The organism is Streptomyces sp. NPDC021115 (assembly GCF_044333065.1).
Lineage (GTDB): Bacteria > Actinomycetota > Actinomycetes > Streptomycetales > Streptomycetaceae > Streptomyces.
Genome location: NZ_JBIRQF010000026.1, coordinates 56,488 through 73,066 on the forward strand (window position 1 = coordinate 56,488; position 16,579 = coordinate 73,066).

15 protein-coding genes and 1 pseudogene are annotated in these 16,579 nt (G+C 70.5%); 7 read left to right on the forward strand and 9 right to left on the reverse strand.

The genetic code is table 11. The features are described 5' to 3' along the window. Positions 1-69 precede the first annotated feature (69 nt). A pseudogene (locus ACH4TL_RS41910) lies at positions 70-1,155 on the reverse strand (MFS transporter); the annotation flags it as partial. Between the two features lie 150 nt (positions 1,156-1,305). Here ACH4TL_RS41910 and ACH4TL_RS41915 point away from each other — a divergent pair. Next, positions 1,306-2,574 carry a cytochrome P450 gene (locus ACH4TL_RS41915; RefSeq protein WP_398329386.1) on the forward strand — a complete coding sequence of 423 codons (1,269 nt, stop codon included), beginning with the start codon at positions 1,306-1,308 and terminating at the stop codon, positions 2,572-2,574. 28 nt (positions 2,575-2,602) lie between these two features. Here ACH4TL_RS41915 and ACH4TL_RS41920 read toward each other — a convergent pair whose 3' ends face one another. Further along, positions 2,603-3,562 carry an EamA family transporter gene (locus ACH4TL_RS41920; protein WP_398329390.1) on the reverse strand — a complete coding sequence of 320 codons (960 nt, stop codon included), beginning with the start codon at positions 3,560-3,562 and terminating at the stop codon, positions 2,603-2,605. Positions 3,563-3,592: 30 nt separating this feature from the next. After that, on the reverse strand, positions 3,593-4,570 hold the full coding sequence (locus ACH4TL_RS41925; RefSeq protein ID WP_398329393.1) for a zinc-binding alcohol dehydrogenase family protein: 978 nt from the start codon (positions 4,568-4,570) through the stop codon (positions 3,593-3,595). Between the two features lie 94 nt (positions 4,571-4,664). Here ACH4TL_RS41925 and ACH4TL_RS41930 point away from each other — a divergent pair, with 94 nt between their 5' ends. Next, positions 4,665-5,009, forward strand: a complete 345-nt coding sequence (locus ACH4TL_RS41930; protein ID WP_398329396.1) for an ArsR/SmtB family transcription factor — start codon at positions 4,665-4,667, stop codon at positions 5,007-5,009. 16 nt (positions 5,010-5,025) lie between these two features. Here ACH4TL_RS41930 and ACH4TL_RS41935 read toward each other — a convergent pair whose 3' ends face one another. After that, positions 5,026-6,258: a cytochrome P450 gene (locus ACH4TL_RS41935; RefSeq protein WP_398329399.1), complete on the reverse strand. Its 1,233-nt coding sequence runs from the start codon at positions 6,256-6,258 to the stop codon at positions 5,026-5,028. A 51-nt stretch (positions 6,259-6,309) separates the two neighbouring features. Beyond that, positions 6,310-7,530, reverse strand: coding sequence for a cytochrome P450 (locus ACH4TL_RS41940; protein ID WP_398329402.1), 1,221 nt, complete (start codon positions 7,528-7,530; stop codon positions 6,310-6,312). A 246-nt stretch (positions 7,531-7,776) separates the two neighbouring features. Here ACH4TL_RS41940 and ACH4TL_RS41945 point away from each other — a divergent pair, with 246 nt between their 5' ends. The 5 genes from ACH4TL_RS41945 (at position 7,777) to ACH4TL_RS41965 (ending at position 12,616) form a co-directional block, all read left to right on the forward strand. Then, entirely contained in the window at positions 7,777-8,433 is a 657-nt protein-coding gene (locus ACH4TL_RS41945; RefSeq protein WP_398329405.1) for a TetR/AcrR family transcriptional regulator, read from the forward strand. Positions 8,434-8,565: 132 nt separating this feature from the next. After that, positions 8,566-9,795: a cytochrome P450 gene (locus ACH4TL_RS41950; RefSeq protein WP_398329407.1), complete on the forward strand. Its 1,230-nt coding sequence runs from the start codon at positions 8,566-8,568 to the stop codon at positions 9,793-9,795. Positions 9,796-9,867: 72 nt separating this feature from the next. Beyond that, on the forward strand, positions 9,868-10,068 hold the full coding sequence (locus ACH4TL_RS41955; RefSeq protein WP_398329410.1) for a ferredoxin: 201 nt from the start codon (positions 9,868-9,870) through the stop codon (positions 10,066-10,068). Next, positions 10,065-11,237 (forward strand): NAD(P)/FAD-dependent oxidoreductase, encoded by a 1,173-nt coding sequence (locus ACH4TL_RS41960; RefSeq protein WP_398329413.1) that lies wholly within the window; start codon positions 10,065-10,067, stop codon positions 11,235-11,237. Before ACH4TL_RS41955 ends, ACH4TL_RS41960 begins: the two co-directional genes overlap by 4 nt. 188 nt (positions 11,238-11,425) lie before the next feature. Next, a complete protein-coding gene (locus tag ACH4TL_RS41965; protein ID WP_398329416.1) occupies positions 11,426-12,616 on the forward strand; it encodes an alginate lyase family protein in 1,191 nt (396 codons plus the stop codon). A gap of 49 nt (positions 12,617-12,665) precedes the next feature. Here ACH4TL_RS41965 and ACH4TL_RS41970 read toward each other — a convergent pair whose 3' ends face one another. From ACH4TL_RS41970 to ACH4TL_RS41985, 4 genes are read right to left on the reverse strand one after another with little or no spacing between them, the layout of a single operon-like run. Further along, positions 12,666-13,700 carry an ABC transporter ATP-binding protein gene (locus tag ACH4TL_RS41970; RefSeq protein ID WP_398329419.1) on the reverse strand — a complete coding sequence of 345 codons (1,035 nt, stop codon included), beginning with the start codon at positions 13,698-13,700 and terminating at the stop codon, positions 12,666-12,668. Beyond that, a complete protein-coding gene (locus tag ACH4TL_RS41975; RefSeq protein WP_398329422.1) occupies positions 13,693-14,676 on the reverse strand; it encodes an ABC transporter ATP-binding protein in 984 nt (327 codons plus the stop codon). Before ACH4TL_RS41975 ends, ACH4TL_RS41970 begins: the two co-directional genes overlap by 8 nt. Then, positions 14,673-15,635, reverse strand: coding sequence for an ABC transporter permease (locus tag ACH4TL_RS41980; RefSeq protein WP_398329425.1), 963 nt, complete (start codon positions 15,633-15,635; stop codon positions 14,673-14,675). Before ACH4TL_RS41980 ends, ACH4TL_RS41975 begins: the two co-directional genes overlap by 4 nt. 14 nt (positions 15,636-15,649) lie before the next feature. After that, on the reverse strand, positions 15,650-16,579 hold the full coding sequence (locus tag ACH4TL_RS41985; protein ID WP_398329428.1) for an ABC transporter permease: 930 nt from the start codon (positions 16,577-16,579) through the stop codon (positions 15,650-15,652).

The window sequence follows — 16,579 nt, forward strand, 5'->3', positions numbered from 1 at the left end:
TATCCCACGCACAGCCGGTCCGGAGCCCGTGCTCCGGACCGGCGCTTTCCCGTTGTGCGGAAGGGAGACCTACGCCGTCGGGGTGGCCGCTTCGGTGTCCTCGCGCTGGCGGGGGAGGAAGGAGGCGAGGAGCAGGGCGATGAGGGCGGCGCCGCAGCCGATGGCCATGATCACCTTGAAGGAGTTTTCGGAGGGGAGTGGGTGGCCGGCGAAGTCGGTGGTCATCTGGGCGAGGATGACGCCGGAGGCGGCACTGGCGATGGAGGTGCCGATGGAGCGCATCAGGGTGTTGAACGCGTTCGCGGCGGCGGTCTCGGAGACGGGGACCGCGCCCATGATGAGCATGGGCAGGGCTCCGTAGGCGAAGCCGATGCCGGTGCCGATGACGCAGGAGACCAGGATCAGCTGCCATATCTCGCTCATCATCACGATGTTGAGGGCGTAGCCGGCGGCGACGATGAGTGCGCCGATCATGAGCGTGAGCTTCGGTCCCTTGGCCTGGGAGATCTTGGAGGACAGGGGTGCGGCGATCATCACGATCAGGCCCTGGGGTGCGAGGACCAGGCCGACGGTGAGCAGGTTCTCGCCCAGTCCGTAGCCGGTCTGTTCGGGCAGCTGGAGGATCTGCGGGACGATCAGCTGGACCGCGAACAGGGAGAAGCCGAACGCCAGGCCGGCGAGGTTGGCGAAGAGGACCTGGGGGCGGGCGGTGGTGCGCAGGTCGACCAGCGGCTGGCGGGTGCGCAGTTCCAGGAGGCCCCAGACCAGGAAGATCACGACGGCGGCGGTGAAGAGGCCGAGGGTGGTGGCGCTGGTCCAGCCCCAGTCGCCGCCCTTGGAGATGGCCAGCAGCAGGCTGACGAGGCCGCCTGCCAGGCCGAGCCCGCCGATGAGGTCGAAGCGTCCGCCGGTGCGCACCTTCGACTCGGGCACGAGGGCGAGGACAGTGATGAGGGCGACGGTTCCCAGGGCGGCGGAGGCCCAGAACAGGGTGTGCCAGTCGAAGTTGTCGGCGACGAAGGCGGCGATGGGCAGGCCGAGGGCGGCGCCGATGCCGAGGGATGCGCTCATCAGCGCGGTGGCGGAGGCGAGCCGGTCGGCGGGCAGCTCGTCGCGCATGATGCTGAGGCCGAGGGGGATGACGCCGGCGGACAGGACGATACGCCGGGGCTCGGTCGTGTCAACCGCGAAGCGGTGGGTCGCAATATTAAATCAATGGGTTGACTTATTTTGCTGTGCGGTGTTGTCTGGGCCTCCGGACAACTCTCGGCGATCTTGCGATGGCCGTTTCCCGAGGAGGAATCAGTGACCAGTGCGGTAGGCGATGCGGCGAGGGCGCAGTCGGCCGAGATGCCGGAGTACGACATCAGCAGGTCGCCGCGGTGTCCGCTGGACCCCGCGCCTGCCATGCGGGCGCGGCAGGCGGAGGGCCCGCTGCTGCGGGTGCGGCTGTGGGGCGGCAGCACGGCGTGGCTGGTGACCGGTTGGGAGGAGCACCGGGCGGTGCTCTCCGATCAGAGGGTCAGCGTGGACCCCATGCGTCCCGGTGCGCCGAAGCTCTCCGCGGGGGAGGCCTCGATGGCCGAGAGCCTGCGGAAACAGGGCAAGAGCTCGGTCGGGATGAGCTTCATCATGATGGACGACCCCGAACACGCCCGGCTGCGGCGCATGGCGACGTCCGCGTTCACCATCAAGAGGGTGGAGGCGATCCGGCAGCCCACCCAGCGGGTCGTGGACGATCTGATCGACACCATGCTCGACGGCCCGAAACCGGCCGATCTCGTCGAGGCGTTCGCGCTGCCGGTGCCGTCGCTGGTGATCTCCGAACTACTCGGTGTGCCTTACGGCGACCACGAGTTCTTCCAGTCCAACAGCCGGACCATCATCAACCGCCACACGCCCGGCGATGAGCGGCAGGCGGCACGGCAGCGGCTGATCGACTACCTGGACGGACTGCTGGGCGAGAAGCTCGCCCACCCTCGTGAGGACCTGCTCTCCGGGCTCGCCGAGCGCGTCAAGGCCGGGGAGTTGTCCCGGGAGGAGGCCACCGAGATGGGCGTGCTGATGCTCTTCGCGGGGCACGAGACCACCGCGAACATGATCGCCCTGGGCACCATGGCCCTGCTCCAGCACCCCGACCAGCTGGCCCTTATGCGGGACAGCGAGGACCCGAAGGTGGTCGCTTCGGCCGTGGACGAGCTGCTGCGCTACCTCACGATCACTCATGGCGGGCTGCGGCGGGTGGCGCTGGAGGACATCGAGGTCGGCGGGCAGGTCATCCGGGCGGGCGAGGGCATCGTTCCGGTCAACGAGACCGCGAACCGGGACCCGTCGGTCTTCGCCGACCCGGACCGGCTGGACCTTGGGCGTGACAACTCCCGCCATCATGTGGCCTTCGGGTACGGGATCCACCAGTGCCTGGGGCAGCCATTGGCCAGGATGGAGTTGCAGGTCGTCTATCCCACCCTGCTGCGGCGGATCCCGACCCTGGCTCTGGCCACGGACGTGGCGGAGATCCCGTTCAAGCACGACGGGTTCATCTACGGGGCCTACGAGCTGCCCGTGACCTGGTGACGAAGCCGGGGGCGGGGCCCGGGGCCACTCACTCGACCGGCACCGCGACGTTGCCGCTCTCCACCCGGGACGGATCCGCACCGTGCGACGGCTTGCCCTCCGTGTTCCCTCGCTCTCCGGCTCCCAGGAATGTGGCGGCGACGGAGGCGATGGCGACCGCGGCGATGCCGAGCCACTGGGGCCAGGCCAGCCGCTGTCCGAGGATGAGGAGTCCGAACAGGGCACCGGCGGCCGGTTCCAGGCTCGTCAGGACGCCGAACACGCGTGGGGGGATTCGGCGCAGGGCCTCCAGGTTGAGCGAGTACGGCAGCACGCTGGACGCCACCGCCACCACCGCGGCGACCCACAGCACTTGCGGGTCCAGGAGCGCGCTCCCGGCGTGGGCGATGCCGTACGGAGCGCTCAGCAGCGCGGCCCAGAGCACCGCGAGCGCCAGGCCCTGGCCACCGCTGAGGCGGCGTGCCATGCGGGAGGAGACGAGGATGTAGCCCGCCCAGCAGCACGCCGCCACCGCGGCCAGGGCGAGACCGCCAGGGGCCAGGGGGACGCCACCCCCGCTCAGCAGGAGGACACCTCCGGCCGCCAGGCACGCGGGCAACAGGTCGACCACGCGTCGTGATCCGGCCAGGGCGATGACGAACGGGCCGAGGAACTCGATCGTGGCCACGGCCCCCAGGGGGATGTGCTTGACCGCCTCGTAGAACGCGAGATGGTGGGCCGCCAGCAGGGCCCCGGCGCCGATGACCGTGCCCCAGGCGTCCTTCACCGAGTTCAGCGCCTGCCGCCGGGGGCGCCATACGAGGCACAGGAGTACGCCCGCGATCAGCAGCCGGAGGAACACCACGCCCGCGGCGCCCACCTGCGGGTACACCTGGGGTGCGAATGCCGCGCCGAACTGGATCCCGCACACGCCGCCCAGCACCAGTCCGGGAGCGGGGATCTTCCCCACGACCGCCGCGTGCCCCCGGGCCACGCTGCTCTGACTCATTGCTCTGTCCGAACTCTCGTCGTCCCGCGCTTAGTTGGCGATCCGCAGCAGCAGCTTGCCCGTCGATGTACGCCCGCCCATCAGCCGGTGGGCCTCGGCCGCGTCCGACAGCGGGAACTCCGCGGTGACCGGCAGGGTCACGGTGCCGTCGGTGGCCGTGCGGAAGGCGCGTTCGGTGAGTGAGCGCAGTGCCTCGGGCGCCGTCTGCGCGAGGGCCAGGATGGAGAAACCCGCGACGGTACGACCCTGTGCGGCGAGGTCCGCCTGCCCTGCCTGCCACGGCTCAGCCCCGCTGGCGTTGCCGAAGGAGACCAGGCGTCCGAAGACGGCCAGGGTGTCGAGTCCGCGGCGCAGGGTGTCGCCGCCGACCGGGTCGAGCACCAGGTCGACGCCCTTGCCGCCGGTGGCGCGGTGGACGTCGTCGGGGAAGGTATCGGCGGTGAACACCGCGTCGTAGCCGTGGGCCAGGGCGTACTCGGCCTTGGCCGCCGAGGACACCACGCCGTACACGGCGCCCGCGCCCGCGGCCCGGGCCAGCTGCCCGGCCACCGTGCCGATGCCGCCGGCGGCGCCGTGCACCAGCACGCTCTCCCCGGCGCGCAGCCGCCCCACCTCGTGCAGCAGGGCGTGCGCGGTCGGCAGCACGGTGGGGAGGGTGGCCGCGGTCCGCAGGTCCAGGCCCTCGGGGAGCGGGAAGACGGTGGTGGCCTCGGCCGCCACCACCTCCGCGTAGCCGCCGCCACTGACGAGCGCGGCGACTTCCTGCCCCGGCCGCAGCGCCTCGACGCCCCGGCCGACGGCCCGGATCCGCCCGGAGACCTCCAGGCCCGGGCGGTACGGCAGCGATGCCACCCGGTAGCCGTCGGCGCGGGCCTTGAGGTCCGCGAAGTTCACGCCCGCGTAGGCGACGTCGATGGTGACCTGGCCCTGCCCCGGCTCGGGGGCTTCGGCCTCTACGACCCGCAGTACCTCGGGGTCGCCGTACTCCTGGAACGCGACAGCACGCATCAGCGGAACGCACCTTTCCGGCCAGTGTTCAATGAAAAGCGAACACTGGGGACTGTAAGGTATTCATCGAACACTGGGCAAGGTGAGGAGGGTCATGGAGAACCAGACCGCGGGGGGCGGCCACCGCGCCGCGCCGGTGCACACGGACCCCCGCGAGGTGTCCGTCCTGACCGCCCTGTCCGCGCTCGCCGACCCCGTACGCATCCAGCTGATCCGCGAGCTGGCGGGCTCCGCCGACTGGACGCGCAGCTGTGGTGGCTTCGACGTGTCCGTAGGTAAAGCCGCGCTCAGCCACCACTTCTCGGTCCTGCGTGGCGCCGGTCTGGTGGAACAGCGTGACCAGGGGCCCAGGCGGGTCAACCGGCTGCGCCGTGAGGAGTTCGACGCCCGCTTTCCCGGACTGCTCGACCTGGTCCTCCGGACCGACGCCACCGCCTGATCATGGCCGGTCGCCGCTACCAGGTCACGGGTAGTTCGTAGACGCCGTAGACGACGCCGTCGTCCTTGAACGGGATGTTCTCCAGTTCGGTGGCGCGGCGCAGGGTGGGCACGCGGCGGAAGAGGGTGCGGTAGACGACCTGCAACTCCAGCCGGGCCAGTGGCTGGCCCAGGCATTGGTGGACGCCGAAGCCGAAGGCCATGTGGCGGCGGGCGTCGCGGTGGATGTCGAGCCGTTCGGGGTCGGGGAAGATCTCGTGGTCCCAGTTGCCGGTGGCGCCGGGGATGATGACGCCTTCACCGGCCCGGATGAGCTGGCCCCCGATCTCGATGTCCGCCAGCGCGAGGCGGCGCTGCCCGTTGTGGACGATGGTCAGGTAGCGCAGCAGCTCCTCCACCGCGCCCGCGAGGACCTCCGGGTCGTCGGTGTCGCGGACGGTGGCCAGCTGATCGGGGTGTTCGAGGAGGGCGAGGACACCCAGGGCGATCATGTTGGCGGTGGTCTCGTGTCCCGCGCCTAGCAGCAGCAGGCCCAGCATGGCGGCCTCGTGGCGGGTGAGGTCGCCGGTCTTCGTCCGGGCGGCCAGGTCGGAGAGCAGGTCGTCGGCCGGGTCGGCGAGCTTGGCCCCGATTTGCTTGTCCAGGTACGTCATGAGCGCGCCGGAGGCGGCCCGTGACTCTTCGGGGGAGGCGTCCCGGCGTACCCCTACCGCGCTCTTGCTCTGGAAGAATTCGTGGTCTTCGTAGGGGACGCCGAGCAGTTCGCAGATGACGAGGGATGGCAGCGGGAGCGCGAGGGCCGGGACCAGGTCGGCGGGTTTGGGTCCGGCCAGCATGGTGTCGAGGAAGTCGTCGGTCATCTTCTGGACGGCGGGCCGCATGGCCTCGATGCGTTTGATGATGAACGGGCCGGTGACCATGCGGCGGATGCGGGCGTGGTCGGGGTCGTCCATGTGGAGGAAGGACGGCACGTTCTTGGAGAGGGCTTCCTGGAACGCGGCGCTCATGTGGGGGAAGCCGGGGCGTGTGGGGTCGACGCTGAGCCGCTGGTCGCCGTACAGGGTGCGTTGGTCGGCGTGGCGGGTGACGAGCCAGGGCGTACTGCCGTCCCATAGCCGGACCCTGGAGATCGGCTGCTCGTCGTGCAGCCGCATCATCTCCGGCGGCGGGGCGAACGGACACCCAGTGGCCCGGGGCATCGGGAACTCGGGAACGTCCTCGTCCGGGGTGCGGTCAAGGGCGTTGGTCATGTGCACTCCTCGTGGTGGGGGGAATGGAGGCGGAGGTGGTCGGATCAGAGGTCACCAGCGCACGGGCACCTCGCGCAGGCCACCGACGGTCAGTCCCTGGATCTGCCGCAGTTCCTCGACGGGCACGGCCAGGTCGAGGGTGGGCAGTTCGCGCAGCAGGACCTCCAGGACGACCTGGAGTTCGGTGCGGGCCAGGGACTGGCCCAGGCAGGAGTGCGGCCCGGCGCCGAAGGTCAGATGGGGGTTGGGGCTGCGACCGAGGTCCATCTCGTCCGGGTCGCTGAACACCTGCTCGTCGCGGTTGGCCGCAGACATGGCGCAGAAGACGGTGGTGCCGCCGGGCAGCGTGTCTCCGTCGACGGCGAAGTCCTCGCCGAGGTAGCGGCGGATACCGAAGCCGCCCAGATTGGCGTCGAATCGCAGTGCCTCGTCGACGGCGCTGCGTACGAGGGAGGGGTCGGCCAGCAGGCGTTCCCACCGCGTGCGGTCGGCCAGCAGCAGGGCGACCATCTTGCCGATCATGTTCGCGGTGGTCTCGTGCCCGGCGACCAGCAGCCCCGTGCCGGTGCCGAGGAGTTCGTGGTCGGTCAGCCCCTCGCCTTCGGCCCTGCTCTCCTCGATCAGCATGCTGAGCAGGTCCCCGCCAGGCTCGGCGCGCTTGGCGGCGACGAGCTCGGACATGTACGACACGAACTCCTCGTACGCCGCCGTGGTCTCCTCCTTCGAGAAGCGGGTGATGTTCAGGAACGCGTCGGACCAGTGGGAGAAGCGGTCCCGGTCCTCGGTGGGGGCGCCGAGGAGGTCGCAGATCACGTAGACCGGCAGCGGGAAGCCGAGCGCGGCCTTGAGGTCGGCGGGCCGGCCACTGTCGACCATGGCGGCGACGAGGGCTTCGGTCATCTCCACCATGCCGGGGCGCAGCGCGGTCATGCGCTTGGCGGTGAAGTACTTGCCCACCTGCCGGCGCCACCGCAGATGGGCCTCGCCCTTCAAGGGGACGCCGATCGACACGTCGCCATCGGCTGCCGCGCCGCCCCCTCCCTCGGGCGCGATCCGGGCGCCGTCGTCCTCGGAGGTCGGTCGGGCGAAACGAGGATCCGACAGCAGGGCCTTGATGTGGTCGTAGCGGGTCAGCAACACGCCCGTGTCCCCGCTGGGGAGTTCGGCGGTGGCCACCGGGCACCGCTCGCGCAGTCCCTTCCACGCGGTCGGCGGGGCCAGCGGTCCTTCGGCGGGCAGCGGCAGACGGACGACCTGGTCGTTCTGGCTCATCTGACATCTCCATGGAGGGCGAAGGTGTTGTGCGCGCAACGATTACCGACTTAAATCAATGGACTTATTTAAAGTAGCGCCAAGGGGTTCCTGCCTCAACCCGGGGGCGGGTTTCGGTGCGGCTCGTCCGTGACGTGCCGTTGCGTAGGCTTCCGACGTTTGACCTCGCCGGTTCGGGTGAGGGTCCGCGGCGGCCTGTGGGGCCGGTCGCCGCGGAGGTGGTGAGGCCCCGATGCGGTGGTGAAGATGGCAGACAGGGCGCGGCAGGATGAGCGGGTCGCCGCGACGCGGGAAGCGTTGCTGAGCGCCGCGGAGCGGCTGTTCGCCGAGCGCGGGGTGCACGCGGTGGCGAACCGTCAGATCAGTGAGGCCGCCGGACAGGGCAATAACGCCGCGGTCAGCTATCACTTCGGCACCAAGGTCGATCTGGTCCGTGCCATCGTTCGCCGGCATGCCGAGAAGATCGAAGGGCTCCGGGCGCGGCTGCTGGTCGACATCGGTGACTCCGTCGATCTCCGGGACTGGGTGGCCTGTGCGGTCCGTCCGACCACCGGGCATCTGGAGGCTCTGGGCAGTCCCAGCTGGTACGCGCGGTTCATCGCCCAGGTCACGGCCGACCCCGCGCTCTACGCGATCGCGACCGAGGAATTCACCGTCACCGCTCCGTCGATGCGTGCGTTGCGGGAGGGCATGAACCGCTGTCTGCCCGATCTGCCCGCCGAGGTATACGAGGAGCGTGCCGCCATGACGCGTCACCTGATCACGCAGATGGCCGTCGACAGGGAGCGCGCCCTCGCCGGCGACGCCCCTGCCCGCTCCCGTGCGGCGTGGTGTGGGGTCGCCACTGGCCTCATCGACGTGATCGTGGCGCTGTGGCAGGCGCCTGTCACGCATGAGCGCTGATCGACTCCGTTTAAAGCGTGCGCTTGACTTTTTTAAATCGTCGGGTTTACTTGTTCTCGAGAGGCGACGTGCCCGTGTTCCCCGCCGCCGGCCGGCCCGGTCGAACGGGGAGCAGAGGAGAGGACAGCAACCATGACCAGCGCACTGCGTTTCGTCGGGGAGAACCCGGCCAAGGTCCCCGACTTCCCGATGGCCAAATCGGCGGGCTGCCCGTTCGACCCGGCTCCGGAGCTTTACGCCCAGCGGCAGGAGGGTCCGCTGACCCGGGTCCGGCTGTGGGACGGCAGCACCCCGTGGCTGGTCACCGGCTTCGCCGAGCAGCGGGCCGCGCTGGCGGACCCGCGGATCAGCGCCGATGCCAGTCGCCCCGGCTACCCCAGCACGGTGCCCCTGCCGCCTGGTGGTGTGAAGCGCAGCTTCATCGGGATGGACGACCCGGAGCACGCCCGATTCCGCCGGATGGTCACCGCGCCGTTCGCCGTCAAGCGCGTCGAGGCCATGCGCCCGGCGGTGCAGAAGATCGTCGACGACCTGATCGACGACCTGCTGGCCGGACCGAACCCCACGGATCTGGTCGAGGCGTTCGCCCTGCCCGTGCCGTCACTGGTGATCTCCGAACTGCTCGGCGTCCCCTACGGCGACCACGAGTTCTTCCAGGAGAACAGCAAGACGATCATCCAGCGGACCGCCGCACCGGAGCAGCGGCAGGCGGCCCATGCGGCGCTGACCGAGTACCTGGACGGCCTGGTGGGCGAGAAGCTCACCGCTCCCGGCGACGATCTGCTGTCCGGGCTGGTCGAGCGGATTACGGCAGGGGAGTTGACCCGGGCGGAGGCGGCGCGGATGGGCACGCTGATGCTGATCGCCGGGCATGAGACCACCGCCAACATGATCGCCCTGGGCACGCTGGCCCTGCTCGAACACCCCGATCAGCTCGCCCTCCTCCGCGACACCGACGATCCGAAGCTGGTCGCTTCGGCGGTGGAGGAGTTGCTGCGCTACCTGAACATCGTCCACAACGGGCGGATGCGGGTCGCGCTGGAGGACATCGAGATCGCGGGGCAGACGGTCCGCGCGGGTGAGGGCCTGATCATGCCCAACGAGATCGCCAACCGCGACCCCCAGGTGTTCCCCGCCCCGGACCGGCTGGACATCACCCGCGACGCGCGCCGCCATGTGGCGTTCGGCTTCGGCGTCCACCAGTGCCTGGGGCAGCCGCTGGCCCGGATGGAACTCCAGGTCGTCTACAGCACCCTCTACCGGCGCATCCCCACCCTGCGGCTGGCCATCGAGCCGGACCAGATCCCCTTCAAGTACGACGGCCTGGTCTACGGCGTCTACGAGCTTCCCGTCACCTGGTAGCCCGCGACGCCAACCCCTCGGCCGCTCACGGCCACTTCTCAACCCGTTTGAATCAGCGAAGGAGTATCAGCGATGAAGGTCACCGTCGAAGAGGACAAGTGCTGCGCCGCGGGCACCTGCGTGATGGTCGCGCCGGAGGTGTTCGACCAGCGTGAGGAGGACGGGGTCGTGATCCTGCTCGACGCGACACCCCCCGCGGAGCAGCACGACGCGGTGCGTGAGTGCGTGCAGGTGTGCCCCGCGGGTGCGATCCACGTGAGCGAGGACGCATGAGTACTCCCGCCAGTGTTCTGGTGGTCGGGGCGTCCGCGGCCGGGCTCTCCACCGCGGAGGCCCTGCGGCGCAAGGGATTCCAGGGCAGTGTGACGGTGCTGGGTGCCGAGTCGCATCAGCCCTACGACCGGCCGCCGCTGTCCAAGCAGGTCCTCTCCGGCGTCTGGGAGCCCGACCGCGCCTCTCTGCGTCCGCCCGAGCAACTGGCGTCGCTGGATGCCGAGTTCATTCTCGGTGATGCGGCCGTCGGTCTCGACGCGGAGGCGCGTACCGTCCACACCGCTTCCGGCCGTGTGCTGCGGGCTGACGCGGTCGTGGTGGCGACGGGGCTTCAGCCCCGCACGTTCGCCGGACAGGGCGGTCTGGCCGGGGTCCATGTGCTGCGTACTCTCGATGACGCGTCGGCGCTGCGGGCCGATCTGCTGACCGCCTCGCGCGTCGTGGTGGTGGGGGACGGGGTGCTCGGCACGGAAATCGCCGCCACCGCACGGACCATGGGGGCGTCGGTCACCCTGGCCGGACCCCAGTCGGCCCCGCTGGAGAGCCAGTTCGGCCCCCTGGTAGCCCGGCAACTCGCCGCACTGCACACCGAACGCGGCGTCGACCTGCGGCTCGGCGCCGGGGGCACCGGGCTGGGCGAACACGACGGACGCGTCACGGGAGTGCACCTGGCCACCGGCGAGGTGCTGCCCGCCGACCTGGTCGTGGTGGCCTTCGGCTCCGCCCCGGCGACGGACTGGCTCACGGGCAGCGGCCTCAAGGTCGACAACGGAGTGGTGTGCGACTCCTCGTGCCGCGCGGCGGACGGCGTCTACGCGGTCGGGGACGTGGCCCGCTGGCACCACGAAGGGCTCGGCGCCCTGTTGCGCCTGGAGAACCGCACCAACGCCACCGAGCAGGCGGGCCATGTGGCGGCCGCCATCCTCGGCGAGAGCCGCCCCTACAGCCCGGTGCCGTACTTCTGGACCGACCAGTTCGACGTCAAGATCCAGGTGTACGGTGTGCTGTCGGCTGACGCCGAAGTGACCGTCGTGGAGGGGGACATGGCCGAGGGCCGGTTCGTCGCCCTGTACCGACGGAACGGCGTCACGACCGGGGTGCTCGGCTGGCGCATGCCCAAGCAGACCCGGCTGCGCCGACAGGAGGTCGTCGCCGCGTTCCAGGGGTGAGGTAGCCGTCCACATACTGAGCGTTCATGCTGCCCATGCCTGACGCGTGGTCAAGGGAGTGAACAGCGGCCATATACGCGCGCATTGACATGTCCACGGGCTAACCCTATGGTCCAGGCCAATCTTGTTCCGCTGCGCCACCGCTTCCCCCGTCGAGCATGCGAATCGAGCATGGAAGAGGTCATCGGATGGCACGAACCAGAACCGCGCTGCTCAGTGTTCTCGCCCTGCTGGCCGGGCTGCTGAGCCTTCAGCTCACCGGCCCGGCCCCGCGCGCCACCGCCGCGCCGACCACCTTCACCCACCCCGGGGTGCTGGTGAGCCGGGGGCAACTCGACTACGCCCGGGCGAAGGTGCAGGCCGGTCAGCAGCCCTGGAAGGCCGCGTACGACGACATGATGGGCAGCTCGTACGCCTCACTGTCGCGTAGCGCCAAGCCGCGGGCCGTCGTGGAATGCGGCTCGTCGTCCAACCCCAACTACGGCTGCACCGACGAGCGCCAGGACGCCATCACGGCCTACACCGACGCGCTCGCCTGGTACTTCACCCGGGACAGCAGATACGCCAAGAAGGCGATCGAGATCATGGACGCCTGGTCCGGGACCATCACCGACCACACCAACAGCAACGCCCCGCTCCAGACCGGCTGGGCCGGGTCCACCTGGCCGCGCGCCGCCGAGATCATCAAGTACACGTACGATGGCGGCTGGGCGAACTCCGGCCGCTTCGCGACCATGCTGCGCGATGTGTACCTCCCCGAGGTGATCAGCGGTGCCGAGACCAAGAACGGCAACTGGCAGCTGGTCATGACCGAGGCGGCGATCGGCATCTCCGTCTTCATCGAGGACCGCACCGCCTACGACAAGGCCGTCAGCACCTACCTCGCGCGCGTCCCCGCGTACGTCTACCTGACCAGCGACGGCGATCTGCCCGACCCGCCCGCGAACAGCAGCATCGACACCAAGGCCGAGATCATCAAGTACTGGCAGGGCCAGAGCACCTTCGCCGACGGCCTCGCCCAGGAGACCTGCCGCGACTTCGGGCACACCGGCTGGGGGCTCGCCTCCATCGCGGACATCGCCGAGACCAGCCGCATCCAGGGCCAGGACCTCTACCCGAAGATCCAGGACCGGCTGCGCTACGCCCTGGGCTTCCACACCTCCTACGAGAACGGCGCCACCGTGCCGTCCTGGCTGTGCGGCGGCTCGGTCAAGAAGGGCCTCGACGAGGTCACCGAGGTCGGCTTCAACGCCCTCCACAACCGCCTCGGCATCGCCATGTCCAACACCCAGAAGTACACCGAGGCACACCGCCCGTCCGGCACCGACAACTACTTCAACGCCTGGACGACCCTCACCCACGCGGACAACCCGAACTGACCGTCCACGGAGAGCGATGCCCGGCCGCGGTTCTGCGCCGGGGGTGGCATCAGCCGCCGAGCGGGAAGTGGCACAGGGCCTCGTGGGGCTCGTGCCCGGTGTCCCCGGCGGGTTCGCGGCCGACGGCCGCGGGGGCACCCTCGGCGCAGCGGGGCTCGCTCTTCCAGCAGCGGGTACGGAACCGGCAGCCCGAGGGAATGGCGTACGGGGACGGGATCTCCCCGCGCAGCGGAATCTCCTCGTCGGGCGCCGCCCCGGACACATCCAGCCGGGGTGCGGAGGACATCAGGGCGGCGGTGTAGGGGTGCAGCGGCCGGTCGAAGACCTCGTCGGCGCGGCCGTGTTCGACGACCTTGCCCAGGTACATCACCGCCACCCGGTCGGAGATGTACCGCACCACGGACAGGTCGTGGGAGATGAACACGTACGACACACCGAGCCGCGCCCGCAGTTCGGAGAGCACATTGAGCACCTGGGCCTGCACCGACAGATCCAGCGCGGACACCGGCTCGTCGCACACGATGAGATCGGGTTCGAGGGCCAGCGCGCGGGCGATGCCGATGCGCTGCCGCTGCCCGCCGGAGAACTCGTTCGGGTAGCGGTGGGCGTCGCTCTCCCGCAGCCCGACGAGGGACAGCAGCTCGACGACCCGGCGGTCCCGCTCCCGTGCCGTGGGCACGATGTCGCGGTGGGTGCGCCACGGCTCGCCGATGAGGTCGGCGGCGGACATCCGGGCGTTGAGCGAGGCGAACGGGTCCTGGAACACCATCTGCACCCGGCGCCGCCAGGCCAGCAGCTCCCGGCCCTTCAGGGTGAACGGATCGGTGCCGTCGAAGCGCACCTCTCCCGCGTCGGGCCGCTCCAGCCCGAGCACCATCCGGGCCAGGGTCGACTTTCCGCAGCCCGACTCGCCCACCAGGCCCAGGGTCTCCCCGCGCCCGACCCGGAGGTCGACGCCGTCCACCGCGGTCAGCCTGCGGCGGCCGTGGCCGAACGACTTCGTCACGCCACGGACGTCGAGCAGGGGCGTTCCGGGGCTCCCGGACACGTTCTCCGACACGTACGCGGACACGCTCTCAGACACGGTCCAGCTCCTCGGAGAAGTGGCAGGCGGCCGTGCGCGAGGCGCCCACGGACTCAAGGGGAGGGCGTTCGAGGGTGCAGCGTTCACCGGCCAGCGGGCATCGGGCCCGGAAGACACAGCCGGACGGCACCGCGCTCAGCTCGGGCGGGCTGCCCGGCACCGCGGGCAGTGGGCGGCCCCTGACGGCGTGTTCGGGAACGGAGTCGAGGAGCGCCTTGGTGTAGGGGTGGCGGGGGCGGGAGAACACATCCCGCACCGGGCCGGTCTCCACCACGTTGCCCGCGTACATCACCACCACGTCGTCCGCGCGCCGCGCGACCACCGCGAGATCGTGGGTGATCAGCACGAGCGCCATGTCCCGCTCGGTCTGGAGGTCCCGCAGCAGCCGCATGATCTGCGCCTGCACGGTGACGTCGAGCGCGGTCGTCGGCTCGTCGGCGATCAGCACATCGGGGTCCAGGGCGACGGCCATCGCGATCAGCAGGCGCTGGCGCATGCCGCCGGAGAACTGATGCGGATACGAGCGGGCCCGCAGCCGGGGCTCGGGGATGCCGACGCGCGTCATCAGCTCCACCGCCCGCTCGGCGGCCTGCCGCCGCGACAGCCCGCGGTGGATACGGAACGGCTCGGCGAGCTGACGGCCGACCGGCTGCACGGGGTTGAGCGCGGCCAGCGCGTCCTGGAAGACGATCGACAGCACCGGGCCGGCCAGCTTTCTGCGCTCGGCCCGGCCCAGCCGCACCACATCGGTCCCGGACACTCGTACGGATCCGCCCGCCACCTCGGCCACGGGGTCGAGCAGCCCGGCGACGGCCAGCGCGGTCATCGACTTCCCGCAGCCGGACTCGCCGAGGAGTGCCAGGGTGCGCCCCTTGTGCACACCGAAGCTGACGCCGTCCACGGCGCGGACCGTGCCGGTGGGGGTGTGCAGATCGACGCACAGCCCCTCGACCTCAAGAGCGGCTGACGGCTTCACGCGATCATCTCCGGGGGTACGGCGGCCCGTTCGCCGCGCCGCTTCCGGGGCAGCGTCAGCCGCCACCGCTGGCCGGGGTCCGTGGCCAGGCGCACCCAGGCGGCGAGCACCGTGGCGGACACCGTGGTGAGCATGATGGCGAGCCCCGGCAGCACGGCGATCCACCACGCGGTCCGCAGATACTGGCGGCCCTGGGCCACCATCAGCCCCCAGCTGACATCGGGCGGCTGGATGCCGATGCCGAGGAAACTCAAGGACGACTCGGTCAGCATGACGAAGCAGAAGTCGAGCGTGGCCACGGTCAGCAGCGTCGGCAGCGCGATCGGCACCAGATGCCGCCAGATGATGGCCCGGCTGGGCGTGCCGAAGGTCCGGGCCGCGTCCACGAACAGGCGGCTCCTCAGCTCGGCCGACTCCGCGCGGGCGGTGCGCAGATAGACGGGGATGCGGGCGACGGCGAGGATCAGCACGATGTTCAGCGCGCTGGGGGCGAAGACGTACAGCACCACCACCGCGATCAGCAGGGACGGAAAGCTGAGGATGACATCGGCGACGCGCATCGCGACGCTCTCCCGCACACCCCCGTGGTATCCGGCCCACAGCCCGAGGGCCGAGCCGATCAGCAGCGAGCACAGCACGGCGGGCACCGCGATGGACAGCGTCGTCCCGGCGGCGTCCACCAGCCGGGCCAGCACGCTGCGCCCCAGCACATCGGTGCCGAGCAGCCCGGACAGGCCGTGGTCGAGGGAGGGCGGCCGCAGCGAGGCGCGCAGGTCCTGCCGTACCGCCCGGTCGCCCAGGAACAGCCGCCCGAACAGCGCGACGAGGAACACCAGGGTCAGGACGACGGCCGCGGCGGCCGCGCTCCGGTCCCTGCCGAGCAGGAGCCACCAGCGGGGCGGACGGGTACGCGAGGAGGCGGCCGCACCGGAGGGGGAGCGGTCGTCGGGGACGGGCATGGTGGCTCCTTCGCTCACGCCGTCACCGCCTGGCGCACCCGCGGGTCGATCAGCGCGTGGCAGACGTCGACGAGGATGTTGAGCGCGAAGATCGTCACGGCAGTGAGCAGGACGGCGGCCTGCAACACCGCGAAGTCGCGCTGGAGGATCGAGTCGATCATGAGCTTGCCGATCCCGGGCCAGCCGAAGATGGTCTCCACCACCACCGCGCCGTTGACGAGACCCACGGCGAGGTCCCCGGCGACGGTCAGCACGGGCGTGACGGCGTTGCGCAGGGCGTGCCCGAACACCACGCGCGTGGCATCGGCGCCCTTGCTGCGGGCCACCTTGACGTACGGCGCGGACAGCGCGCCGACCATGCTGCCGCGCACCACCTGGACGAGCACCCCGAACGGGCGGACCAGCAACGTGGCCAGCGGCAGCACCCACACCTCGGGCCCGCCCAGGGTGCCGGAGGTCGGCAGCCAGTCCAGCGCCACTCCGAAGACCAGCACGCCCATGATCGCGAACCAGAAGTCGGGAATGCTGGCCGCGGTCATCGACAGCAGACCGGCGAGCCGGTCGACGGCCGACTGAGGCCGGTACGCGGCGAGGCTTCCCACCAGCAGGGCGCCGAGGACCGCCAGCAGCATGGTCATGCCCGCGAGCTGGAGGGTGACGGGAAACGCCTCCAGCACCATCGCGTCGGCGCGCTCCCCGGTGCGCAGCGAGACACCGAAGTCCAGCCGTGCGGCATTGCTGAGGTAGTCCCACAGCTGCACCGGGATGGAGTCGTCGAAGCCGTGGGCGGCGGAGAATTCCGCGCGCTGCCCGGGGGTGGCGCTGAGCGGGAGATAGAGGTCGACGGGGTTGCCGGCCAGCCGGGCCAGGCAGAACACGCCCAGCACCACGAACACCAGGGGGATCGCGCTGGAGATGATGCGCTTGCGCAGGAAGGACGCCAT